This window comes from Paractinoplanes bogorensis (assembly GCF_018829635.1).
Lineage (GTDB): Bacteria > Actinomycetota > Actinomycetes > Mycobacteriales > Micromonosporaceae > Actinoplanes > Actinoplanes bogorensis.
On the sequence record NZ_JAHKKG010000008.1, the window covers coordinates 328,096 to 351,318 of the forward strand.

General features: G+C 69.6%; 25 protein-coding genes. 22 read left to right on the plus strand and 3 right to left on the minus strand.

Annotated elements, in window-relative coordinates; translation table 11 throughout:
* Window position 1: 1 nt before the first annotated feature.
* Together KOI35_RS27065 and KOI35_RS27070 are read left to right on the plus strand one after the other, a co-directional pair.
* Window positions 2–1,819 (plus strand): FAD-dependent monooxygenase, encoded by a 1,818-nt coding sequence (locus tag KOI35_RS27065; protein ID WP_215791426.1) that lies wholly within the window; start codon window positions 2–4, stop codon window positions 1,817–1,819.
* 18 nt (window positions 1,820–1,837) lie between these two features.
* Window positions 1,838–2,182: a flavodoxin domain-containing protein gene (locus KOI35_RS27070; protein WP_215791427.1), complete on the plus strand. Its 345-nt coding sequence runs from the start codon at window positions 1,838–1,840 to the stop codon at window positions 2,180–2,182.
* A 419-nt stretch (window positions 2,183–2,601) separates the two neighbouring features.
* Here the strand turns inward: KOI35_RS27070 and KOI35_RS27075 are convergent, their stop codons facing one another.
* Entirely contained in the window at window positions 2,602–3,225 is a 624-nt protein-coding gene (locus KOI35_RS27075; protein WP_215791428.1) for a hypothetical protein, read from the minus strand.
* Window positions 3,226–3,305: 80 nt separating this feature from the next.
* Window positions 3,306–4,217, minus strand: coding sequence for an HpcH/HpaI aldolase/citrate lyase family protein (locus KOI35_RS27080; RefSeq protein WP_215791429.1), 912 nt, complete (start codon window positions 4,215–4,217; stop codon window positions 3,306–3,308).
* Between the two features lie 139 nt (window positions 4,218–4,356).
* On the opposite strand from KOI35_RS27080, the gene KOI35_RS27085 reads away from it, so the two are divergent.
* Genes KOI35_RS27085 through KOI35_RS27180 form a run of 20 tightly spaced genes read left to right on the plus strand, consistent with a single transcriptional unit; the run spans window position 4,357 to window position 22,607 of the window.
* Entirely contained in the window at window positions 4,357–5,376 is a 1,020-nt protein-coding gene (locus tag KOI35_RS27085; protein WP_215791430.1) for an amidohydrolase family protein, read from the plus strand.
* Complete coding sequence (locus KOI35_RS27090; protein ID WP_215791431.1) at window positions 5,373–5,684, plus strand: NifU family protein; 312 nt, start codon at window positions 5,373–5,375, stop codon at window positions 5,682–5,684. The genes KOI35_RS27085 and KOI35_RS27090 overlap by 4 nt, the downstream gene beginning before the upstream one ends.
* On the plus strand, window positions 5,681–6,226 hold the full coding sequence (locus tag KOI35_RS27095) for a nuclear transport factor 2 family protein (RefSeq protein ID WP_215791432.1): 546 nt from the start codon (window positions 5,681–5,683) through the stop codon (window positions 6,224–6,226). The genes KOI35_RS27090 and KOI35_RS27095 overlap by 4 nt, the downstream gene beginning before the upstream one ends.
* The gene (locus KOI35_RS27100; protein ID WP_215791433.1) at window positions 6,214–8,148 is read left to right on the plus strand and encodes an ABC transporter permease; all 1,935 of its coding nucleotides are present in this window, start codon (window positions 6,214–6,216) and stop codon (window positions 8,146–8,148) included. The genes KOI35_RS27095 and KOI35_RS27100 overlap by 13 nt, the downstream gene beginning before the upstream one ends.
* A gap of 30 nt (window positions 8,149–8,178) precedes the next feature.
* Window positions 8,179–9,396 carry an ABC transporter substrate-binding protein gene (locus tag KOI35_RS27105; protein ID WP_215791434.1) on the plus strand — a complete coding sequence of 406 codons (1,218 nt, stop codon included), beginning with the start codon at window positions 8,179–8,181 and terminating at the stop codon, window positions 9,394–9,396.
* A 53-nt stretch (window positions 9,397–9,449) separates the two neighbouring features.
* Entirely contained in the window at window positions 9,450–10,208 is a 759-nt protein-coding gene (locus KOI35_RS27110) for an SDR family NAD(P)-dependent oxidoreductase (RefSeq protein WP_215791435.1), read from the plus strand.
* Window positions 10,205–11,518 (plus strand): MmgE/PrpD family protein, encoded by a 1,314-nt coding sequence (locus KOI35_RS27115; protein WP_215791436.1) that lies wholly within the window; start codon window positions 10,205–10,207, stop codon window positions 11,516–11,518. The genes KOI35_RS27110 and KOI35_RS27115 overlap by 4 nt, the downstream gene beginning before the upstream one ends.
* Window positions 11,515–12,009 carry a MaoC family dehydratase gene (locus KOI35_RS27120; RefSeq protein WP_215791437.1) on the plus strand — a complete coding sequence of 165 codons (495 nt, stop codon included), beginning with the start codon at window positions 11,515–11,517 and terminating at the stop codon, window positions 12,007–12,009. The genes KOI35_RS27115 and KOI35_RS27120 overlap by 4 nt, the downstream gene beginning before the upstream one ends.
* Window positions 11,999–13,171: an acyl-CoA dehydrogenase family protein gene (locus tag KOI35_RS27125; protein ID WP_215791438.1), complete on the plus strand. Its 1,173-nt coding sequence runs from the start codon at window positions 11,999–12,001 to the stop codon at window positions 13,169–13,171. The genes KOI35_RS27120 and KOI35_RS27125 overlap by 11 nt, the downstream gene beginning before the upstream one ends.
* Window positions 13,158–13,658: a MaoC family dehydratase gene (locus KOI35_RS27130; RefSeq protein ID WP_215791439.1), complete on the plus strand. Its 501-nt coding sequence runs from the start codon at window positions 13,158–13,160 to the stop codon at window positions 13,656–13,658. The genes KOI35_RS27125 and KOI35_RS27130 overlap by 14 nt, the downstream gene beginning before the upstream one ends.
* Entirely contained in the window at window positions 13,655–14,842 is a 1,188-nt protein-coding gene (locus KOI35_RS27135; RefSeq protein WP_215791440.1) for a CaiB/BaiF CoA transferase family protein, read from the plus strand. The genes KOI35_RS27130 and KOI35_RS27135 overlap by 4 nt, the downstream gene beginning before the upstream one ends.
* Window positions 14,839–16,167 (plus strand): MmgE/PrpD family protein, encoded by a 1,329-nt coding sequence (locus KOI35_RS27140; protein WP_215791441.1) that lies wholly within the window; start codon window positions 14,839–14,841, stop codon window positions 16,165–16,167. Before KOI35_RS27135 ends, KOI35_RS27140 begins: the two co-directional genes overlap by 4 nt.
* On the plus strand, window positions 16,164–16,928 hold the full coding sequence (locus tag KOI35_RS27145; RefSeq protein ID WP_215791442.1) for a FadR/GntR family transcriptional regulator: 765 nt from the start codon (window positions 16,164–16,166) through the stop codon (window positions 16,926–16,928). Before KOI35_RS27140 ends, KOI35_RS27145 begins: the two co-directional genes overlap by 4 nt.
* On the plus strand, window positions 16,925–17,869 hold the full coding sequence (locus tag KOI35_RS27150) for an NAD-dependent epimerase/dehydratase family protein (RefSeq protein WP_215791443.1): 945 nt from the start codon (window positions 16,925–16,927) through the stop codon (window positions 17,867–17,869). The genes KOI35_RS27145 and KOI35_RS27150 overlap by 4 nt, the downstream gene beginning before the upstream one ends.
* On the plus strand, window positions 17,866–18,585 hold the full coding sequence (locus KOI35_RS27155) for an ABC transporter ATP-binding protein (protein WP_215791635.1): 720 nt from the start codon (window positions 17,866–17,868) through the stop codon (window positions 18,583–18,585). The genes KOI35_RS27150 and KOI35_RS27155 overlap by 4 nt, the downstream gene beginning before the upstream one ends.
* Window positions 18,578–19,282, plus strand: coding sequence for an ABC transporter ATP-binding protein (locus KOI35_RS27160; protein ID WP_215791444.1), 705 nt, complete (start codon window positions 18,578–18,580; stop codon window positions 19,280–19,282). The genes KOI35_RS27155 and KOI35_RS27160 overlap by 8 nt, the downstream gene beginning before the upstream one ends.
* A gap of 19 nt (window positions 19,283–19,301) precedes the next feature.
* Window positions 19,302–20,381: an amidohydrolase family protein gene (locus KOI35_RS27165; RefSeq protein ID WP_215791445.1), complete on the plus strand. Its 1,080-nt coding sequence runs from the start codon at window positions 19,302–19,304 to the stop codon at window positions 20,379–20,381.
* Entirely contained in the window at window positions 20,381–20,674 is a 294-nt protein-coding gene (locus KOI35_RS27170) for a metal-sulfur cluster assembly factor (RefSeq protein WP_215791446.1), read from the plus strand. The genes KOI35_RS27165 and KOI35_RS27170 overlap by 1 nt, the downstream gene beginning before the upstream one ends.
* On the plus strand, window positions 20,671–21,414 hold the full coding sequence (locus KOI35_RS27175; RefSeq protein WP_215791447.1) for an SDR family NAD(P)-dependent oxidoreductase: 744 nt from the start codon (window positions 20,671–20,673) through the stop codon (window positions 21,412–21,414). The genes KOI35_RS27170 and KOI35_RS27175 overlap by 4 nt, the downstream gene beginning before the upstream one ends.
* The gene (locus KOI35_RS27180) at window positions 21,414–22,607 is read left to right on the plus strand and encodes a CaiB/BaiF CoA transferase family protein (RefSeq protein WP_215791448.1); all 1,194 of its coding nucleotides are present in this window, start codon (window positions 21,414–21,416) and stop codon (window positions 22,605–22,607) included. The genes KOI35_RS27175 and KOI35_RS27180 overlap by 1 nt, the downstream gene beginning before the upstream one ends.
* On the opposite strand, the gene KOI35_RS27185 is transcribed toward KOI35_RS27180, so the two are convergent.
* Window positions 22,553–23,209 carry a TetR/AcrR family transcriptional regulator gene (locus tag KOI35_RS27185; RefSeq protein WP_215791449.1) on the minus strand — a complete coding sequence of 219 codons (657 nt, stop codon included), beginning with the start codon at window positions 23,207–23,209 and terminating at the stop codon, window positions 22,553–22,555. The two genes, KOI35_RS27180 and KOI35_RS27185, sit on opposite strands and share 55 nt — an antisense overlap.
* Window positions 23,210–23,223 lie beyond the last annotated feature (14 nt).

Below are 23,223 nucleotides of genomic sequence, written 5' to 3' on the forward strand. Positions count from 1 at the left end.
GGTGGGTCTCGTCGTGCTGGCCGTGGCCGCCCTGCTCCTGGCGTTCGGACGTCGCATCGGGGCGGCGGTCCGGGGACGTCCGCTGCCGCGCGTCCACGCCCGTCCGGGCACCACGGGCCTGCGAAGAATCCTCGACGGCATCGGCAAGGACCAGGTGCGTTCCCGTACGCCGTCAGCGCCGTCCCCGACCGCAGCCACACCCTCGGTCCCGGCCGTTCCCGTGGACTGTGAGGTTCTGGTGGTCGGAGCCGGGCCGAGCGGGCTGATGACGGCCGCGCTGCTGCTGCGGCAGGGCGTGACGGTGCGTCTGATCGACGACGGCGCCGGCCCGGCCACCGAGTCGCGGGCGTTCGCCGTCCAGGCCCGCACCATCGAGCTGTTCCGCTCACTGGGACTGGCCGGCGAACTGCTGGCCCACGGGGTGGTCAACACCGGCATCACGTTCCACATCAAGGGCCGGCCGGTGGGCGGACTCGACTTCGACCGGGCCCAGGCCGGTGACACGCCGTACCCGTTCATTCTCATGGCCCCGCAGAACGAGGTCGAGCAGGTGCTGCTCGGCGACCTGGCCCGGCACGGCCTCGCGGTGGAATGGAACACCCGTCTCGAATCGCTGACCCAGGACGAAACGCGGGTCCACGCCCGGCTCGGCGGCGAAGAGGTCACCTGCCGCTACGTGGTCGGTGCGGACGGCGCCCACAGCACGGTCCGCAAGCAGCTGGGCCTGAGCTTCGACGGTGACGGGTACGCGCAGCGGTTCCTGCTCGCCGACTGCCGGGTGGAGTGGCCGTTCGACCACACCCGGTTCCGCATCTTCATGAACGGCGACCGGATCGGGCTGTTCCTGCCGTTGGACGGCGCCACCTGTTCACGAGTGATGACGACCGACCTGAGCGGCGGCGACGGCCCGCTGGCCCTGGACGAGCTCCAGGCGGAGCTTCGGCGGGCGATGCGGGTGCCGGTGACGCTCGGCAATCCGGTGTGGACGACGCGGTATCGGGCGTCCATCCGGCAGACCGACCAGTACCGGGCCGGACGCGGGTTCCTCGTGGGCGACGCCGCGCACATCCATTCGCCGGCTGGTGGGCAGGGCATGAACACCGGACTGCAGGACGCGGCCAACCTGGCCTGGAAGCTGGCGGCCGTCCTTCGTACGGGAGGAAATGAAGCACTGCTGGACAGCTATCACGACGAACGTCATCCCGTCGGGGTGCAGTTGCTGCGCTTCACCGACCGGCTCTACCGGGTCGCCGCCGACCTGCCCGGCCTGCGAGGCCGGCTGCGGGACAGGTTCGCGCCGTTCCTGATCGGCCGGATGTCGGCGGCGCCGCTGCCGCACCGCAAGGCGTTCCGGCGGCTCTCCCAGATCGATGCGGCCTACCCGCCGAGCCCGTTCGTCGTCAACGAGCTGCTCTACTCGCTGCGCGGGCCGCACGCCGGTCAGCGCGCGCCGGACGCCCGCATCGGCAGCGGCCGCACCATGTTCGACATGCTGACCGGTTACCGCATGCATGTGGTGGCGTTGTCCCGCAAACCGCTCGACGACGCCACCACGACCGACCTGATCGCCCGGCTGGGTGCACTCGGCGGCACCGCCCACGTGATCGCCCGGGTGGCGTGCCGCCGCGACGAACGGGTCGAGAACGTCGAGACGGTGGAGGTCTTCGACCGCTACGGCCTGACCCATCCGGACGCGCAAGCGCTCTACGTGATTCGCCCGGACGGCCACGTCGCCTGGCGGGCGGACGAGATCGACGTCGACGCCTGCCGGCACTTCCTCCGTCAACTCCAGGGCGACCACACACCCGCCACCGTCTGACAACGAGAGGACCGACCCATGGCCAGAGTTCTGGTGCTCTACCACAGCATCTACGGACACATCGAGACCATGGCCCACGCCGTGGCCGAGGGCGCGAGCGGCGTGGCCGGAGCCTCGGTGACGCTGAAGCGGGTCCCCGAGACGATGTCACCCGAGGCGTTCGCCGCGATCGGCGGCCGGAGCGACCAGCCCGCCCCGATCGCGGACCCGGCCGAGCTGGCCGACTACGACGCGCTCATCTTCGGCACCGGCACCCGGTTCGGCAACATGACGGGCGAGCGCAGGCCGAGCGAGCTGGAGCTGGGCATGGCCGATTTCCAGGGCCGCCACGTCACCCGGATCGCGACGGCCCTGTTCGGCTGAAACCGCCCGGCGACCTGGCTCGGCTCGGGCCGGCTGTCCGCCCCGCCGGCGTCACGCTTCCTGAACCTCTGAACCGGATCGCGGTGTGGCCCGTGGTGGCGGTGAACCTCTCTCGAGTCAGCGACAGAGGCGAACGACACCCCGGGAGACCGAGACCATGCCGACCGAACGCGAACGCGCCGAACAATATGCCGACTGGGCTCGCCACGGTAGCCGGACCCCGTGGTCGCACTTCTCCGGTGGCGGGGGCGGCTGCTGCATCTGGATCTTTCTCGCCCTTGTCGTCCTGCCCATCTTGACCCTCGTCGTCTGTGCCGGGCTGGGCCGGTGACTTTCGACCGAGCGGCGATCCACCGCCACCCGTGACCTTGGGCGGCGGTGGATCGCGCGGGACCTTTTGCCGACGGCCCGGTGCCGAGCTACGCCCAGTGCCAGGATGCGGTGATCTCGTTGAGCGACTTCAGGCCGTCCCCGTCGGCCCAGACGTCGGCGGTGACGTTGACGAAGACGCGGTACTCGACCAACCGCTTGCGCGGCACCCAGCTGCCGACGCACGTCTTGGTGAATGTGGACTGCTGCAGCCGGCCCACGTTCCACGACTGGATGCGGCAGGTGCCGTTGACGCGGTTCGCGGTTCCGACCTTCCAGCCCTGCTGAATGTCGAGCAGGCGGAAGAGGAGGTCCGGCGACTTCGTCAGCCGCGATGACGGGCAGCCACCGGTGACCGACGGCGGCACCCCGATGCTGAGAGTGCAGTCGGCCGGCCAGTCGACCTGGACCTGGGTGCGCGGCCGGACCTGTGCTCCCGAGTACTCCAGGCAGGCGCGCTCGCGGATCCGGGCCCACGACGTCCGGGTCTGCCAGACCTTGGCGTTGGTGAAGTCGGTGCAGATGGTCTGCGTGGCGGCCATCGCCGGCTGCGGAACGGCGAAGACGACGAATCCGATCAGCAGGGCCGCCATCGCCAGGCCGCCGCCGAGGGTCCGCCTCAGAAATCCTTTTCCGGCTGACGTTCGAGGGGCCGGCCGCTGCGTGTGGGTCATGATGTATCTCCTTGCGCCGAGGATCGGATGGCTCCCACCCTCGGCGAAGGGGAAAATCAACGCGCGCAAGCTTGCCGCGCTCACGATTCGCGAAGCGGACGGTCGCCGGCGACGACGGAGAGGGCCCAGCGGCGGGTGGCTTCGTCGATCATCTGGTCGCCGAGCATGAGGGCTCCGCCGGCGGCGCTGGCGTCCTGGTTGTCCAGGGCGGCGATGATGGCCCGGGCCCGGGTGAGGGCTTCGGGACTGGGGCGGAAGACGTCGTTGACCGCCGTCACCTGGGCCGGGTGCAGCACCCATTTGCCGTCGTAGCCGAGGCGGCGGGCCCGGTCGGCCGAGCGGCGGCACCCCTCGATGTCGCTGATCTGGGGGTACGGGCCGTCGATGGCGGCCAGGCCGTGCAGGCGGCAGGTCATCGCGATCTGCCAGCGGCACAGGTCCAGGGCGTCCAGGGCATCGGGCGTGACCGAGAGATCAAAATCGGGCAGGCGCATCGCGGCCATGAAGTCACCGGGTCCGAAGATCAGGGCCTGCAGGCGGGGCGAGGCCTGGGCGATCGCCTCGAGACGGAGCATGCCGCCGGGGCCTTCGATCTGGGCCTCGATGCCGATGCGGCCGCGCGGCAGGTCGTTCTCGGCCTCGAGCTGGGACAGCAGCAGGTCGAGCCAGTGGATCGCGCCGGGGTGTTCGACCTTGGGCAGAACGATCGTGTCGAAGTGGAGTCCGGCCGCCGCGACGATCTCCACAACGTCACGGTGCGCCCACGCGGTGTCAACACCGTTGATCCGGACAGAACGGACACCGTCGAAGGTTGGCGCCGCCTTCAGGAAATCGATGACCGTTCCGCGGGCGGCCGACTTCTGGGCCGGGACGACCGAGTCCTCCAGGTCGTAGATCACCTCATCCGCACCTCTACCTGCGGATTTATCCAACATTCGGGTGTTGTCCCCGGGCACGGTCAGGCAGGTGCGGCGGGCTCGGTCAGCACTCATGGCGGCAACCTTTCAAAAATCAGACCTTCGAGCTTTCAGACTATTGACACTCTGGAAACGCCGGTGCAACAGTGAGGTCCACATCACAGAAGCACGTCACATCCGGAGTGATCGAGCAACGAGCGAAGGAGCGGTGCCGATGACCGCGGAGATGCGGGAGGCCACGGGCCTGGGCCGCGACATGTTCATCTTCGACAACGTGGTGCACGTCCATAACTTCGATCCGTCGAACCTGATCGACGATCTCGCCGAGTGCGCGAACCGGAACATCTACACCGGCAGCACCAAGACTTTCCCGCCCGACCTACGCTTCGGCAGCTACGCGAACTTCGCCCGGGCATGGTCGGTAGAGGACATCCACCGGATCATCTTCGACGAGTCGACCACCGACATGGCGATGGCGCAGGCCGTGCCGCTCTACGACTACTGGAAGGACGGCCTGGCCGGCGTCGAGCGGCAGTACGAGCTGATGAAGCTGGACCCCGAGCGGGTCATCTTCTGCGGCGCCGTCGATCCGGTCTACCAGGGGCTGCGGACGGCCCTGGAGTCGATGACCTACCAGGTCGAGCAGATGGGCGCCCGGTCGTTCAAGCTCTACAACGGCCACTCGGCCCGCACCTCGTGGCGCGCCGACGACCGCGACCTGGCCTACCCGCTCTACAAGCGGGCCCTCGACCTGGGCGTCACGATGATCCAGTTCCACAAGGGGCTGCCGCTGGGCATGGAGCCGATCGAGTCGCTGCGGCCGAACGACATCCAGATCCCGGCCATCGACTTCCCCGAGATCAACTTTGTGATCCACCACCTCGGCATCCCGTACCAGGCCGAGACGATCGACATCGGGCGCCGTTTCCCGAACGTCTATCTGTCGCTGTCGAGCTGGATCAACTATCTGGCCCTGCGCCCGGTGCCGACGCTGATGAACCTGGGCGAGGCCCTGTTCGCCTGCGGTCCCGAGAAGCTGCTGTGGGGTTCCGAGGTGCCGCTGTGGCCGGCCGCCCAGCCGCTCATCGACCTCTTCCTGAGTACGGAGATTCCACCGCACCAGCTGGACGGCTACGCACACCCGCAGATCACCCGCGAGATGCAGGAAATGATCATGGGTCGCAACCTGGCCCGGCTGCTGGACATCGAGATCCCGGCGAGGTACGCGAAATGACCCCCGACGAGACGTTGTACGAGCGCAGCCTGGCCGTGCTCAACGAGCAGATCCGCCCACTGCTGCACATCCACGGCGGTGAGGCGCGGATCGCGGCCGTCGACGCGGAGGCCGGCATCGTCGACCTGGAGCTGCTGGGCGCCTGCGCGTGCTGCCAGCTGGCCCCGTGGACCTATGCGGCCGTGCTGCGCACCCGGATGACCCAGATCGACGGCGTGAACGACATCCGCGTCCAAGGCATCAACGTCTCGCAGGTGGCCCTCGACCGGGTGGCCAAGATGTTCCCGGTCAAGGAGAAGACGGCATGAACGAGATCCACGAGATCCTCACCCGCTACTGCCAGGGTGTCGACCGCAAGCAGTACGACCTGCTGCGCTCCTGCTACCACGACGATGCGATCGACTCCCACGGCCCGTACGTGGGGGACGCCGACGGCTTTGTCGCGTGGGTGAAGAACCGGCACCGCAACGTCAAGTCGTCCATGCACTTCCTGGGCAACGTGGCGATCCGGCCCAGCGACGACGGCAAGCGGGCGCGCGTCGAGACGTACTGCCTGACCTACCAGAACGTGGCGGCCGGCGGCGACGACCCGTTCGGCGGCGGCGAGGAGTCGTGGCTGACCATCGCCGCGCGGTACGTCGACACGTTCGAGCACCGTCCGGACACCGGCTGGAAGATCCTCCAGCGCAACGTGGTCTACGAGTGGGTGCGGCGCGAGGACCCGAAGGCGTACGTGCCGCTCGACCCGGCCTGGAACATCGCCCGGCGCGACGAGACCGATCTGCTGTTCTCGCCGATGGAGAAAACCGACCCGATGGAGAAGAGCGAGGTGACCACATGGGGCTCGTGATCATCAACTCGCTGGTCACCGGGGCCATCTACGCGCTGACCGCGCTCGGCGTCGTCATGGTCTACAAGACCACCCGTGTCTTCAACTTCGCGCACGGCATCCTCTCCGGCCTGTGCGGCTACGTGGCCTACCAGGTCACCGTCATCTGGGGCATGCCGTTCCTGCTCGGCGTGGTGACCGCCGTCCTGCTCGGCGCTGCGCTCGGCTACCTGATGGAGAAGCTGCTGCTGTCGCGGCTCTACCAGCGGTCGGCCCTGGAACTGGTGATCGCCACCTTCGGCGTCGCGATGATCCTCGAGTACGTCATCATCCGCACCTGGCGCTACGACGAGCGGGCCATCCCGGTGCCGTGGGACAACGCCAGCTTCGGCCTCGGCGGCCTGCGGATGACCTACTACGGCCTGACCGTGGTCGGCGTCGCGCTCGTGGTCGGCGCCGTGCTCACCGTGGTGCTGCTCAAGTCGGAGATCGGCCTCAAGCTGCGGTCCACCTTCGAGGACCCGGTCGCGGCCCGGCTCACCGGCATCAACGTGAACCGGATCCGGTCGTCCTCGTGGGCGCTCGGCGGCGGTCTCGGCGGTCTGGCCGGCGCGCTCATCGCACCGCTGCTCTACCTGAGCCCGGGCAGCATGAACTCGATCCTGATCACCGCGTTCGCCGCGGCCGTGATCGGTGGCTTCTCGTCGCTGTTCGGCGCGGCGGTCGGCGGCCTCGCGGTGGCGCTCACGCTGAACATCGCCGGTACCTACATCTCGCTGCAGTACCGCAACGTCATCCTGTACGTGGTGGTCATCCTGTTCCTCTGGATCCGGCCGCACGGCATCTTCGGCAAGGCCGAGACCGAACACGATTCGGCCGCGGCCGAGGGGGAGCGCAGCGGCCGCCTGGCCGCCCGCCTGAAGTCGGCGCTGGCCGGCCGGGGCAGCCGGCTGCGGGGCCGCCCGGCACACGCCGTCCTGCAACTCGTGCTGGTCGTGCTGGTGCTGTTCGCCCCGCTCATCCTGGGCTCGTCGTGGCGGCTCAGCCTCGGCACCTGGCTGATCACGTTCATCGCGGTGGCCGGCGTCGCGCTGATCATCAACTACACCAAGCAGATGTCGCTGGCCCAGAGTGCCTTCGTCGGTCTGGGCGCGTACGCCACCGCGATCGTCGTCGACATGGACGGCAGCAAGTGGTGGCTGGGCATGCTGATCGCGTTCGGGGCCGGCCTGGTCATCGCGGCGATCATCTCGATCGGCTCGGCGCGGCTGCAGGGCCCGTACTTCGCGGCCATGACGCTGGCGCTCGCGCTGGCCCTGCCGGAGCTGGCCCAGAACTGGGGCGAGCTCACCGGCGGCGCCAACGGCCGCATCCTCAGTGCCCCCAGCTTCGGTGGGCTGCAGCTCACCTCCAGTCAGATGTACACCTTCGTCGCCATCTTCGCCCTGGTCGTGTTCGTGGGGCTGATCGCCCTGCGCAACTCGCGCTTCGGCTGGCGGATGACGCTGGCCAGTGACTCACCACGGGCCGGCGTCGCCATCGGTATCTCGCCCACCGTCTGGCGGGTGGGAGTCATCACCATCGGCTGCGGGCTGGGCGCCCTCGCCGGATCCCTGGAGGCGTTCCAGGCCGGCGGCGTCGCACCCGAGTCGTTCACGTTCGACCTCGCGATGTACTTCTTCGTCGCCGCGGTCGTCGGTGGATCCATCACCGGGTCGTTCTGGGGATCCGCGCTCGTCATCCTGGTGCCGGTCGCCTTCCGCAGCTCCGAGGAGCTGTCGATGGCCATCTTCGGCGCCGTCGTCATCGCCTCCCTGTTCCTGCTGCCGCGGGACCTGTCCGCGCTCGACGTCCTGCCCCGCCTGCGCCGCAAGCGCAAGGGCCGGACCGACGCGACCGTCCCGCCGTCCCCCGCGAAGCCGCTGGTCGACAGCGCCGCGTAGCTCGTTCGAAGAGACGTCCTGGAGATCAACATGCCCACTAAAACGGACATTTTTCCTAAAATAGCAATCGGGGCCGCGCTGGTCATGGTCGCCGCGGGCTGCGGCGGCGCCGACGAGGCCGCCAGCGGCGGCGCCCCCGGCGTCGACACCGCCAAGAAGACCGTCAACGTCGGCGGCTGGACGATCGCCTCGGGCGCGTTCGCCGGCCAGGCCGCCGCCGGCCGCGGCGCCGAGACCTGCATCGCGTCGGCCAACGACGCCGGCGGCGTCAACGGCTGGAAGTTCAACATCAAGCTCAACGACACCGCCGGTGTGCCCACCCGGGCCCTGCAGGAGACCAAGAACCAGGTCGAGGGCGGCCAGATGTTCTCCATCGTCTGGGGCCCGGGCACCTCGTCGAACCAGTCGGTGATGCCGTACATCCAGGGCAAGTCGATGCCGTACCAGCCCGGCATGTCCGGCGACAGCCTGCTCGGCAAGGACATCAAGAACGTGTTCCCGATGATCCCGGCCTACAGCCGCCTCGGGTACCACCTGGCCGACTACGCGATGGGCGAGCTCAAGGGCAAGCGGATCGCGCTGATGTACGAGAACAGCGGCATCGGGCAGGACGTGCAGAAGACCCTGGCCGCGTACGTGAAATCGAAGGGTGGGGAACTGGTCGTCGAGGTGCCGACCGCGCCCGACGACTCCGACTTCACACCGATGGCGATCGCGCTCAAGAACGCCAAGCCGGACGTCGTGATCAACCACGCCGGCCCGACCGCCCTGGTGAAGGTCAAGGCGGCCCTGATGGCCAGCGGCGTCAACGTGCCGTGGGTGTCGGGCTACTACGTGGCCAGCGACGCCGTGGTCAAGCTGGACCCGGCCGCGATGGACGGCGTCTACTTCCAGTCCTATCTGGTGCCGTTCTTCTCCGACGACCCGGCCGCGGTCAAGTTCCGCGACGACATGAAGAAGTTCGCGCCCGACACCAACGCCGACATCCAGTCGATCAACGGGTACGCCTCGTGCCAGATCTTCGTCGAGGCGTTCAAGGCGATGACCGACAACAACGGCGAGGTCAGCCAGGAGAACCTGATCAAGGCGTTCGAGGCCATCGGCACCAAGCGGATCGGCGTCAACGGCGAGATCACGTACACGCCCGAGGAGCACCTCGGGAACAACGCCGCCTTCATGGTCCAGTGGAAGAAGGACGGTGGCTGGAACGTCGTGCAGGACGCTCGGCCGCTGCCGACCGCACCCTGACGACGACCGCGGGGCGGACGGCTCGTCCGCCCCGCCTCCTGGGAGGAGAAGACATGCCGGAAACCGAATGGGCCGGACAGGTAGCGGTCGTCACCGGCGCCGGCGGCGCGATGGGTCAGGCTCTGGTCGCCCAGCTCACCGCCAAGGGCGTCAAGGTGGCCGGACTCGACCGGGCCGAGAGCCTCAAGGACGCCGACGGCTTCCTGGCCGTTCCGACCGACGTCGGCTCGGCCGAAGCCGTACGGGACGCCTACGCGACCGTCGACCGCGAGCTCGGCCCGGTGTCGCTGCTGGTCAACTTCGCGGCCATGAACTCGAGCCCGGAGAGCGTGCTCGACATGCAGCCCGACGAGTGGACCCGAGTGCTCGACGTGAACCTCAACGGCACCTTCTGGAACTGCCAGGAGGCGCTGCGCCGGATGATGCCGGCCAGGAAGGGCAGCATCGTCAACATCAGCTCGCTCAACGGGTTCATGGGCCGGCGGCAGTTCCCCACCCACGCGTACGCGGTGAGCAAGTCCGCCGTCATCGGGCTGACCACCACGCTGGCGTCCGAGGTCGGCAAGCACGGCGTCCGTGTCAACTGTGTCGCCCCGGGCCTGCACAAGTCGCCGATGGCGTTCGCGGTCGCGGGCAGCGAGACGGCCACTGACGAGTTCTTCGCCGGGGCCCGCGAGTCGACGCCGCTCGACCGGGTGGCCGACGCCGCCGAGATGGCCGGTCCGGTGATGTTCCTGCTCAGCGAGGCGTCGGGCTACATGACGGGTCAGCTGCTGGTCTCCGACGGCGGCCGTTCGACGTGGTACGTATGAGCGCGGACACCCTGGCCGCGCGGATCAGCGCCGCGGTATTGGAAGATCAAGAGCTTCCGGATTCCGTACGGCGTAAGGCCCGTGAGCATTCGCTGGACGCGCTGGGCACCGCGAGGGCCGCGGCCGGTTTCCCGTTCGCGAAGGCCATCGTGGACGGTGCCGCGGCCCTGGAACCGTCACCGCCGAGCGGGCCGGCCGCCACCGGGCTCAACAGCGGCCGGACGTTCAGCCCCGAGCGCGCGGCGCTGGTCAACGGCACGATGATCCACGGGCTCGACTTCGACGACACCCACATCGCCGGCATCTACCACGCGACGGCTCCGGCCCTGGCCGCCGCGCTCGCCGTGGGCGAGTCGGTCGGGGCGAGCCGGGGACAGATCCTGGACGCGTACGCGCTCGGTCTGGAAGTGGGTTGCCGGTTGTCGCTGGCCGCGCCCGGGGCGTTCCACTCGCGCGGCTTCCACCCGACGGGGGTGATCGGCGCTTTCGCGGCCGCCTGTGTCGCGGCCCGGCTGCGCGGTGTGCCGGCCGATGTGCTGGCCAACGCGCTCGGCCTGAGCGGCAGCATGGCGGCGGGAATCCTGGAGATCAAGGGATCGTGGCTCAAGCGGCTGCACCCGGGCTGGGCCGCCTCGTCCGGCATCACCGCGGTCACCCTGGCCCAGGCCGGGTTCGCCGGTCCGCCGGCCGTGTTCGAGGGGCCGCTGGGGCTGTTCCGCAGCCACACCGAGCAGCTCATCGATCCCGACCAGGTGATGGACGGGTTCGGCACCCGGTGGGACCTGCTCGACCTGGCCCTCAAGCCGTACCCGTGCTGCCACTTCCTGCACGCGTGCGCCGACGCCGCGATCGCCCTGCGCGACGAGGTGGGATCGCCCGACCGGGTCGAGCGGATCGAGGTGCTGCTGCACGAGTCGCTGTTCGAGATGGTGGTCGAGCCGGTCGCGATGCGGCGGGCGCCGCGGAACGCGTACGACGCGCTGTTCAGCGTCCAGTACGTGACCGGGGTGGCCTTCGCCGACGGCGACGTGACGCTGCGCCGCTTCTACGACGGCCTCGACGACCCGGCCGTGCTGGCCTGGAGCACCAAGGTCGACACGGTGCCCGACCCGCGTTCGGACTATCCGAAGAGCTTCCCGGGTGAGGTCGCCGTCCACCTGACCGACGGGACCGTGCGCCGGGCCCGCGTCGAGCACAGCCGCGGCACCGTCGAGAACCCGCTCGACCGGGCCGCGCTGATCACCAAGTTCACCGCGAACGGCGGCGACGCCGCGTTCGCCGCCGACTGGCTGGACGGGGGAGACCGATGACCGACGTGACCGAGCCGAGAACCGTCATGCGCGGCACCTACTACGACGACCACGAGCCGGGCCGGCGCTTCGTGCACCACTGGGGCCGCACGCTGACCCGGCACGACGTCATCGACTTCGCCACCATGACCAACCAGTACAACCCGCTGCACTTCAACGTCGAGTACGCGCGGGCGCACGGGCATCCGGACGTGGTCGCGCCCGGCCTGCTCGTCTACAACATCTGCCTGGGCCTCAGCGTGGAGGACCTGTCGGAGGCCGGCGGCCCGTTCCTCAACCTCACCGGCGTCACCTTCCTGCAGCCGGTCTATCCCGGCGACACCCTCACGTGCGAGTCGGTCGTGCTCGACCGGCGGCTGTCCAAGTCGCGCCCCGGCTGGGGCATCGTCGAGTGGGAGTCGGCCGGCCACCGCCAGGACGGCGAGTGCGTCGTGCGCTACCGGCGCGCCAACCTCGCCCTGACCCGCGAGGGGAGTGGCAATGTCCAATGAGTCAGTGCTCGAGGAGCATCACCTCGAGTTCCGCGAGATGGCCCGCGAGTTCGCGACCAAGCGGCTCGACGGCGTCGGCACGAAGATCGACCTGGCCGACGGCCGGATCCCCGACGAGATCATGGCCGAGATGGGCCGGCTCGGCTTCTTCGGCCTGACCCTGCCCGAGGCCTACGGCGGCCTGGGCCAGGACCTGACCAGCATGTGCGTCGTGACCGAGGAGCTGGCCGCGGCCGGGCTCACCTTCGGCAGCGTCATCCACCGCAACTCGGTCTGCGGGGAGCTGCTGGCCCGCTCCGGCACCGAGGAGCAGAAACAGCGGTTCCTGCCCGGCCTGGCCAGCGGCGAGCTGCAGTCGTCGTCGTCCGGCACCGAGCCCGAGGCCGGATCGGACGCGGCCAACATCAAGACCCGGGCCGTCCGCGACGGCGACCACTACGTCCTCAACGGGTCCAAGCAGTGGACCACCAACGCCGACCGGGCCGGGGTGCTGTTCACCTACGTCCGGACCAGCGACGAGTCCAAGCACCACGGCATCAGCCTGCTGATGGTCGAGAAGGAGCCGGGCGAGCAGTTCGTGCCGCCCACGCTGACCGGCACCCACCTGCCGACCGCCGGCTACCACGGCATGCACTCGTACAGCCTGTACTTCTCCGACCATCGGGTGCCGGTGGCCAACCTGGTCGGCGGGGTCGAGGGGCAGGGCTTCCGGCAGCTGATGAAGGGCTACGAGTCGGCCCGCATCACGTTCGCCTTCCGCTGCATCGGGCTGGCCCGGGCCGCGTACGAGTCGGCCAAGCGGCACACCGCCGAGCGCGAGCAGTTCGGGCAGAGCCTCGACCGGTTCCAGGCCGTCCGGTTCCGGCTGGCCGACATGGCGACCCAGATCGAGGCGGCCCGGGCGCTGGGGCTGATGGCGGCCCGCGGCTTCGACAGCGGCCGCCGGGTCGACCTCGAAGCCGGCATGGCCAAGCTGTTCGCCGCCGAGATGGCCCACAAGGTCGCCTGGGACGCGCTCTACCTGCACGGCGGGGCCGGCTACGCGATCGAGGCGGACGTCAACCGGCACTGGCGCGACTCCGGGCTGTTGCCGATCGGCGAGGGCACCAGCGACATCCAGCGTGAGGTCATCGCGAGGAGGCTGCTCGATGCGGCACGTTGATCTGACCGGGCGCGGCAACTACTTCGAGGACTTCACCGTCGGGCAGCGGCTGCGGCACATCCGCGGCCGGACGGTGACCAACGAGGACAACATGCGCTGGACGCTGCGCACCCTCAACACCGCCCAGGCGCACTTCAACCTGGAGTACGCGACCGGGATGCTCGACGGCATCTTTCCCGAACGCCTCGTGATGGGCGGCGCCACCCTCGCCCTGGTGGTCGGGATGACCAGCGAGGACCTGGCCGAACAGACCGTACGGGAACTCGGGTACGACGACATCCGGCTCACCGCCCCGGTGTTCCAGGGCGACACCCTCTGGGCCGAGAGCGAGGTGCTCGAGCTGACCGGGCTCGACGACGAGCCGGGCGCAGGCACGCTGACCTACCGCTTCCGCGGGTGGAAGGGCACCGACACAACGGTCGCCACCGGAACCCGCCGGATCGTGGTCCGCCGGCGACCGGCCGGCGCCGGGAAGGAGTCATCATGAGCGGCCTCGACGGCGTGACCGTGCTCGACCTCTCGCAGGGGGTGTCCGGCCCGTTCTCGACCCGGCTGCTGGCCCAGATGGGGGCGCGGGTCATCAAGGTCGAGCGGCCCGGCACCGGCGAGATCATCCGGGACTGGGACACCAACGTGAACGGCATGTCGAGCGGGCACGCCTGGGTCAACCCGGGCAAGGAGAGCCTGACGCTCAACCTCAAGTCGCCCGAGGGTCAGGACGCGTTGCTGGCGCTGGTCGGGAAGGCCACGATTCTGATCGAGAACTACGTGCCGGGCACGCTCGACGAGTGGGGCCTGACCCGCGACCGGATGGTCGAGCACAACCCCGAGCTGATCCTCTGCCGGATCAGCGGTTTCGGGCAGACCAGCGCCTCGGCGAGTCGCCCCGCGCTCGACCTCATCATCCAGGGCGAGGCCGGGCTGATCAGCACCAACGGCACCGAGGAAAACCCGGCCAAGCTGTCGATGTCGGTGGTCGACCTGTCCGGCTCGATGTACGCGACCATCGCCATGCTGCTGGCCGTGCTGGAGAAGCGGTCCGGGCGCACCGGCCCGATCGACATCGACATCCCGCTGTTCGACACGGTGATGAGCTGGACCGGCTACTTCCCCTACATGTGGTGGTATCAGCAGCGTGAGCCGGGCCGGGTCGGCCTCAACCACCACACCATGTTCCCGTACGGGCCGTACGAGGCGGGCGACGGACGCTGGCTCATCATCGCGGCCGGCGCCGGCAGCTGGGCCCAGTGGTCGCGGTTCTGCACCACGATCGACGCCGAGTTCCTGCTCTCCGAGGAGCAGTACGCCACCAACGACCTGCGCCTGGCCAACCGCGACGAGCTGCAGGACAAACTCGTGACGCTGTTCAAGCGGCAGGACCGCGAGCAGTGGCTGGCCCGCTTCCAGGCCGCCGGCATCCCGGCCGGGGCGCTCAACTCGTTCGGCGAGGCGATGGAGCACGAGCGGGTCGCCGAGCGCGGCCTGGTCCGTACGGTCGAATCGGCCGCCGGATCGACCAAGACGTTCGACTTCCCGCCCTTGATCAGCGGGTTCGAGCCGGTCAACCGTCTCGGCCCGCCGGCCGTGGGCGAGCACACCGCGAGCGTGCTGGCCGAGATCGGCCTGACGCCCGAGCAGATCGCCGAACTGTCGCGCCGGGGGATCGTGTGACCACCGCCGATCTGGCCGGCCTGGCCGCTCAATCATCGGCGCCGGACGAGGTCCGGGACGTCGTGCTGGCCGGGACCCTGGACACGCTGGGCGTGATGCTGTTCGCGGCGGCCACCGACCCGCAACTGGCCGAACTGCGGGCCGCGCACACCAGGGTCACCGGGCTGGGCGGCGAGTGCACGGTGGCCGGGGTCGCCGGTTCGTGGCCGGCCGACACCGCGGCGCTGTGGAACGGCGCCGCCGCGCACTGGCTCGACTTCGACGACACCAACTACCGCGGGCTGCTGCACCCGGGCGCGCCGATCGTGCCCGCCGTGCTGGCCCTGGCCGAACACCTGGACAGCCCGGGCGCGACGGTCGAGCGGGCGCTGATCGCCGGATACGAGGTGGGCGCGCGGGTCGGGGCGGCGCTGGGGGAGTCGACCTATGACCGCGGCTTCCACATCACCAGCGTGGCCGGGGTGATCGGCGGTGCGGCGGCCTGCTCGGTGCTGCTCGGGCTGGACGCGGAGCAGACGGACAGCGCGATCGGGCTGGCCGCCAGCCAAGCGGCCGGGTCGATGCAGTATCTCGAGTCGGGCGCGCTCAACAAGCGGTTGCACCCGGGCATCGCGGCCCGCGGGGCGGTCGGCTCGGCGGTGCTGGCGGGTGCGGGGATGCCGGGCGCGAAGCGGGCGCTCGAAGGCCGGTGGGGACTGCTCCATGCGTACGCGGAAAGCCCTGATCCCTCTCATCTGACGGCGGGACTCGGCACCGACTGGTACGCCGCCGCGACCCGTCTCAAGCCGTACCCGTCCTGCCGGTTCACCCATGCCGCGATCGACGCGGTGCTCGACCTGAAACCCGACCCGCACGGCGACGAGCCGATCGAGGTGCAGCTGTCCGAGCGCGGCCTGCCCATCGTCGGCGAGGCGACCGAACTGAAACTGCGGCCGTCCAGTGTGGTCGATGCTCAGTTCAGCGTGTACTACCAGGTGGCCGCGGCGACCGTGTTCGGCGACGTCGGGCCGCAGGCGTACGCCCGGCTCGACGACCCGCGCCTGCTGGCGGTGGCCTCCCGGGTGCGGGTACGGGCATCGGGTGACCTTCAGGGGCTGGCCGCGGTGGTGTCGACCGGGGGCCGTACCGTGCGGTTCGATGTACCGGCGGACGAAGCCGAAGAAGGCGACATCCGGGGCGTCGCCGATCAGAAGTTCCGTCGACTGGCCGCCGGGATCCTGGACGACGCGAGCAGCGACGCCCTGGTCGCCGGGATCGCGGGCCTCTCGTCGCTTCCGTCGGTGCGCCCTCTTGTCGGCATGCTGAAAGGAAACCGGGGATCATGACCAGCAGTGGCACGGGACGGGTGAAGCCGGACGCTCTGGGTTCGCGCCGGGTGAAGCGGGGCTACGAGCAGGTCGCCGATCAGCTGCAGCGGGACATCATGGCCGGCACCATCCCGACCGGCACCCGGCTGCCGACCGAGCCCGAGCTGGCCGAGCACTTCGGCACCAGCCGCAGCACGATCCGCGAGGCGCTGCGGATCCTGGCGTCGCAGCGGATCGTGGAGACCCGGCCCGGCAACAGCGGCGGCTCGGTGGTCACCCGGCCCAGCTCTGAGGACGTGTCGGAGTATCTGATGCTGGCCTTCGCGCTCTGGACCGACGAGACGGTCGAGGTGCAGGACCTCTTCGACGCCCGCGAGACGATGGAGATCGCCAGCGTCGGCTGGGCCGCCAGCCGGTCGGCCGGTGACGCGGTGGAGACGCTGTCCCGCTTCCTGCCCGACGACGTCACCGACCTCGACGACGAGCAGATCCTGATCTTCGACCGTGGGTTCCACGAGGCGATCCTCGGGCTGGCCGGCAACCGTTTCATCCAGACGGTCAGCCTGCCGATCTACGACGTGCTGAACAAACGGGTGCATCGCAACCTGATCGCGCCGTCGTTCTGGCCACGCATGGTCGAGGAGCACCGGCAGCTGATGGCGGCGATCGCGGCCGGTGACTCGGCCGGGGCACGAACCCTGATGGAGGAGCACATGCGGGCCGTACGACTGGCGTACGCCCCGGTCATCGACGACGAAGAAGGCGAGGAATCCGGATGAGCACGATTCTGGTCACCGGCGCGACCGGCGTCATCGGCGCCGTCACCGTGGCCCAGCTGATCGATCAGGGCCACGAGGTGGTCGGGCTGGACCTCTATCCGCAGCCGGGCAACCTCGGGGCGTACCGCGATCAGGTCGAGATCGTCGCGGGTGACGTCACCGACCTGTCGTTGCTGCTGCAGCTGATCCGCAGCCGCCGGGTCACCCGGGTGCTGCACCTGGCCGCGTTCCTGAGCGCCGAGTCGCTGACCGACCCGACCAAGTCGGTCAAGGTCAACACGATCGGCACCGGAGCCGTGCTCGACGCGGCCCGCGCGCTCGACGTCGAACGCACCTGCATCGCCAGCACGATCTCGGTGATGGGACCGGCCGCCATGTACGGCGGCAAGGTGACCACCGAGGACGATCCGCCCAGCCCGACCACCCCGTACGGGGTCAGCAAGCTGGCCAGTGAGATCGTGGCTCGCAAGTTCCGGGAGGGCGGGCTCGACGTCAACGTCATCCGGCCCGCCGTCACGTACGGGCTGGGCCGTTTCACGAGCCTCTCCGGCCTGCTCAACGCCGTCGTCCGCGACGTCGCGCTGGGCCGTAAGGCGGTCTTCCCGCCCTGGCCCGGTGGCCCCGAGCGCGGCAAGCTGCAGACCATCTACGCCAAGGACATGGCGGCCACCTTCGTCGCCGGCGTGCTCGGGCCACGTACCGAAAACATGATCTTCAACGCCCCGACCTCCGAGGTGCACAGCGTGCCCGAGGCCGTGCAGGTGCTGCGCGATCTGGTGCCGGACGCGGACATCACCATCGACCAGGCCGTCGGCACGTCCGTCGACGAGTTCCCGCTGATCGACGGCAGCCGCGCCCGCACCGAGCTCGGTGTGGTGCCCAAATACACGCTGGCCGACGGCTTCGCCGAGATGATCTCGTTCTTCCGGGCCGCGGAATGAGCGCCGCGCTGGAGTTGGAGAAGGTCGGCATCTCGTTCGGCGGTCTGCGCGCGGTCGACAACGTCAGCCTGACGGTGGCGCCGGGCGAGATCCGCGGGCTGATCGGGCCCAACGGCGCCGGCAAGTCGACCCTGGTCAACATCACCGCGGGCGAGCAGCGGCGGCACGACGGCCGGGTGCGGCTGCTGGGCCAGGACGTCACCGGCGTCCGCGCCACCAAACGCATCTCCGACGGCCTGGCCCGCACGTTCCAGCGGCCCGAGATCGCGACCCGGCTCACCATCCGCGAGAACGTCGAACTGGCGGTCGGCTCGGGCCGGGGCGACCTCGCCGAGGCGGAGAAGATGCTGGCCGACCTCGACCTGTCGGGCTGGCTCGACATCGACGGCAAACACGTGCCGTACCCCGTTCTGAAGATCATCGACACCGTACGGGCGGTGGTCGCCCGACCGGCGGTGCTGCTGGCCGACGAGCCCGCGGCCGGGCTCACCACCGAGGACCGCGAGAAGCTGGTCGACCTGCTGCGCACCGCCCGCGACCGGATGGAGATGACGATCGTGCTGATCGAGCACGACGTCCCGCTGGTCTTCGAACTGTGCGAACGCGTCTCGGTGCTCGACTCCGGGGTGCTCATCGCCGACGGCCCGGCCGACGAGGTGCGCCGGCGGGCCGAGGTCATCGAGGCGTACCTGGGAGTGGGGTCGGAGAATGCTTGAGATCAAGAACCTCACCGTCGGCTACATCGCCGAACCGGTGCTGCGCGACCTGTCGGTCACCTTCGACGACGGCGACGTGGTGGCCGTGCTCGGCCCGAACGGCTGCGGAAAGACCACGCTGCTCAAGGCGATCGTCGGGTTGATCCCGGTGCGCGACGGTAAGGTCGAGCTGGACGGCGCGGACGTCACCGGCGGCCGCACCGAGAAGCTGGCCCGCGAGGGGCTGGTGGTCTCGCCCGAGGGCCGGCGGCTGTTCGGCGGGCTGACCGTGATGGAGAACCTGCGGGCGGGCCGCTTCACCGGGCGGGCCGGGCCGAGCATCGACGACGTGCTCGACATCTTCCCGCGGCTCAAGGAACGCCTCGACTTCAAGGCGAGCGCGATGAGCGGCGGCGAGCAGCAGATGCTGGCCGTGGCCCGGGCGCTGGTCGGCGGGCCGCGGGTGCTGATGCTGGACGAGCCGTCGCTGGGCCTGGCCCCCAAGATGGTGCACCAGCTGTTCGAGGTGTTCCGCACCCTGGCCAACGACGGGCGCACGATCATCATCGCCGAGCAGAACGTCATCGAGGCGACCCGGGTCGCGCGGACCTGCCACATCCTGACCGGCGGCACGTTCCGGTTCACCGGGCCCAGCCTGACCGCGGACGACCAGGCCACCGTCCAGCGCACCTATTCCGACCTGCTCGCGCTCAACTGACACTCGTGGGGGAGCTTTCATGATCAACGGCATGTTCGTGGTGGACTCCGTCGTCCACCCGTACGACATGGGCGAGGCCAACAACGGCACCGACCCCAACCAGCAGCGGCAGATCGCCGGCATGTACCACCATCACCGGCTCTACACCGGCGAGCAGAAGACCGAATACCTGATGGAACGCGACGAGTTCATCAGCGACTTCGACCTCGACGGGCTGACCGGCGCGCTGTTCGCCGAGTCGCAGACCGACATGGGGGTGCTGCACGCGCTGCCCAACCTGGGGTTCAGCCAGGGACCGCTGACCGACATCCGCAAGATGGCCGCGCTGCGCGACGCCAACCCGGGCCGGTTCCTGCTCTACGCCACGATCAACACCAGGGACACCGACGCCGCCATCCGTGAGCTGGAATGGCAGGTCCGCGAGTTCCATGTCGACGGGCTGAAGCTCTACCCGGCGTTCTACTACGACGGCAAGTCGATCGGCTGGCGTCTCAACGACCCCGACTTCGCCACCCCGCTGCTCGAGGCGGCCCGTGACCTCGGCCTGAAGAACATCGCCATCCACAAGGCGATCCCGATCGGCCCGTCCAGCATCGAGAACTTCAAGGTGTCGGACATCGACGAGCCGCTGATGCGGTTCCGCGACCTCAACTTCCAGCTGGTGCACGCCGGGTTCGCGTTCCTCGACGAGACCCGGGTGCTGCTGCACCGGCACCCCAACCTGTACGCGAACCTCGAGTCGACGTTCTGCAACCTCAACAACCGGCCGGCCATCTTCCTCGAGGCGCTGGGCGAGTTCCTCTACTGGGGTTCGGTCGACCAGATCCTGTACGCCAGCGGCTTCAACATCACCCACCCGCGCCCGATGATCGAGGCGTTCGCGGCGCTCGAGATGCCGCAGCGGCTCAAGGAGGAGCGCGGCTATCCCGACCTCACCGACGAGATCAAGCGCAAGATCCTCGGCCTGAACGCGCTGAAGCTGCACGGCATCGACCCCGGCGCGGCGGCCACGAAGATCGCCGGCGACCAGTACGAGCAGCGCCGGGCCCACGACCTGGAGAAGCCCTGGACCAGCCTGCGGCAGAAGGAGGCGGCGTGATGGCGACGACGACGGAGGACAAGATCCTGACCTCGCTGCGGGAGATCATCGACCCGTGCAGCGTGGCCCTGGGCCGCCCGCTCGACCTGGTCGACATGGGGCTGATCGAGAAGATCGACGTGGACGCCGGGCATGTCGACATCACCGTGGTGCTGACCGACGCGGCCTGCGCGTTCTATCAGGACATGCAGCGGCAGATCAGGGATGCAGCATGCATGGTGGACGGTGTGCACGACGTCGAGGTGCACATCGCCCCCAAGCTGTGGCACCCGTCCCGGCTGGCTCCGCGATGAGTGGCCGCCTCGCGGGCAAGGTCGCCGCGATCACCGGCGCGTCCTCGGGCATCGGCGCCGCCACGGCCCGTCTCTTCGCGGCCGAGGGTGCTTCGGTGCACCTGCTCGACGTCAACGAGGACGCCGGGAAACAGTTGGCCTCCTCCGTCGGGGGAGATTTTCACCGTACGGACGTGACTGTCGAGAGCGACGTCGCGGCGGCCCTCGGTCAGGCGTCGAAGCTGGACATTCTCGTCGCCTGCGCGGGCGGGTCGGTGCCCGAGGACGGTCCGATCACCGAGGCCGACCTGGGCGTGTTCGACCGGACGTTCCGGCTCGACGTGCTCGGCACCATGCACTCGGTGCGGCACGCGGTGCCGCTGATGGCCGCGAACGGCGGCGGCTCGATCGTCACGTTCTCGTCGTCGGCCGCGCTGCTCGGCTACGTGCCCTGGCACATCTACTCCAGTGCCAAGGGCGCGATCATCAGCCTGACCCAGGCGGTCGCGGGTCAGTACGCGGCCCAGGGCATCCGGGCCAACGCGATCGCGCCGGGGCTCGTCAAGACCGGTCGGGTGCACGAGCGGCAGGGCAACGGCAACGCGGCCATGAAGGTGGTCACCGACCGCTACGACAACTACCCGTTCGGCGTCGGCGAGGCGGCCGACATCGCCAACATCGCACTGTTCCTGGCCTCCGACGAGAGCCGCATGCTGACCGGCGAGGTGCTCGGCGCCACCGGCGGGCTGTCGAGGTACTGATGCTGCCGCTGGCCGACGTCCGCATCGTGGCGGTCGAACAGTACGGTGCCGGCCCGTTCGGGTCGTCGCACCTGGCCGCGCTGGGCGCCGAGGTGATCAAGATCGAGAACCCGGCCGAGGGCGGCGACGTCGGCCGGTACGTGCCGCCGTACCGCGACGGTGACGACTCGCTGTTCTTCCAGACGTTCAACCGCAACAAGCGCAGCCTGTCGCTCGACCTGACCACCGACGCCGGCCGCGAGGTCTTCCACGACCTGGTGCGGGTGTCCGACGCGGTCTACTCCAACCTGCGCGGCGACGTGCCGGAACGGCTCGGGCTCACGTACGCCCAGCTCTCGGACGTGAACCGGGCGATCGTGTGCTGTTCGCTGAGCGGGTTCGGGATGACCGGCCGGCGGCGCGCGCAACCCGGCTACGACTACCTGTTCCAGGCCTTGACCGGCTGGATGGACCTGACCGGCGATCCGGACGGCCCGCCGACCAAGAGCGGACTGTCGCTCGTGGACTACACCGGTGGCTACGTGGCGGCGCTGGCCCTGGTCAGCGGCGTGCACGCGGCCCGGCGGGACGGGCGGGGGATGGACTGCGACGTCAGTCTGTACGACACCGCGGCCGCCATGCTCACCTACCAGGCGACCTGGGCCATGAGCGCCGGCTACGAGGGCGAGCGGTACGCCCGGTCGGCCCACCCGTCGATCGTGCCGTTCCAGGCGTTCGAGGCGGCCGACGGCTGGATGATCGTGGGCTGTGCCAAGCAGAAGTTCTGGGACCGGCTGACCGCGCTGCTCGGCGACGACGCCCTGCACGATCCGCGGTTCGCCGACTTCCCGGCCCGGCTGGAGCATCGGGCCGAGCTGGTCGAGGTGCTCGACGCGCATTTCGTCCGGCGCCCGGTCGAGCGGTGGATGGAGCTGCTGAACGCGGCCGGCATTCCCTGCGCCCCGGTCAACGGGCTGACGGCGGCGCTGGCCGAGCCCCATCTGGCCGACCGCGACATGATCGTCGAGACCAGACACGACCGGTTCGGCACCGTACGGTCGATCGCGTCCCCGGTGCGGGTCGGTGCCGAGCGTCCCGTGCCCCGGCCGGCCCCGGAGCGCGACGAGGCCCGGGAATACGTGCTCGGCGACCTGCTCGGCTACGCGCCGGACGACCGGGAGCGCCTGCGCGACGGGGGTGCCTTCGGGGCGTAGTGCACGAGATCGAGGGCCATCCGGGCGTACTGGTCGCCGATCCGCTCGGGTGACCACTCGCCGCCGGGGCGGTACCACCGGGCCACGTCGATGCCGAGCGACAGGATGGCCAGCGCGGTCATGGGCGGGTCGTCGACCCGGAACACGCCGGCGTCGTGGCCGTCGATCAGCAGGCGGCGCATCAGCGTCTCGATGTCACGGCGCAGGGCGGCGATCTCGGCGGCGTGACCGGGGTCGAGCGCGGCCATCTCGTACTGCACCACGCGCGCCTGCACCTGGGACCGGGCGTGCCAGGCGGCGAACTCGCGGACCACCTCACGCAGGCGGTCGGCGGGCTCGGTGTGCCGCGCGACGGCGTCGTCCATGCGGCTGCGCACCTTGTGGTGGCCGGCCCGCGACAGCTCGTACAGCAGCTGTTCCTTGGTCGGGTAGTGCACATAGACGGCGGCCGGGCTCATGCCGGCCGCCTCGGCGATGTCGCGGGTGCTGGTGCCGTGGAATCCCTTGCGGGCGAAGGACTCCAGGGCCGCCTCGAGCAGTCTCACCCGGGCCAGCTCACCGCGCGCGTTGCCCCGCGGCGCCCGGCCGGTGTCCTGAGACATAGTCCCCAGTTTCC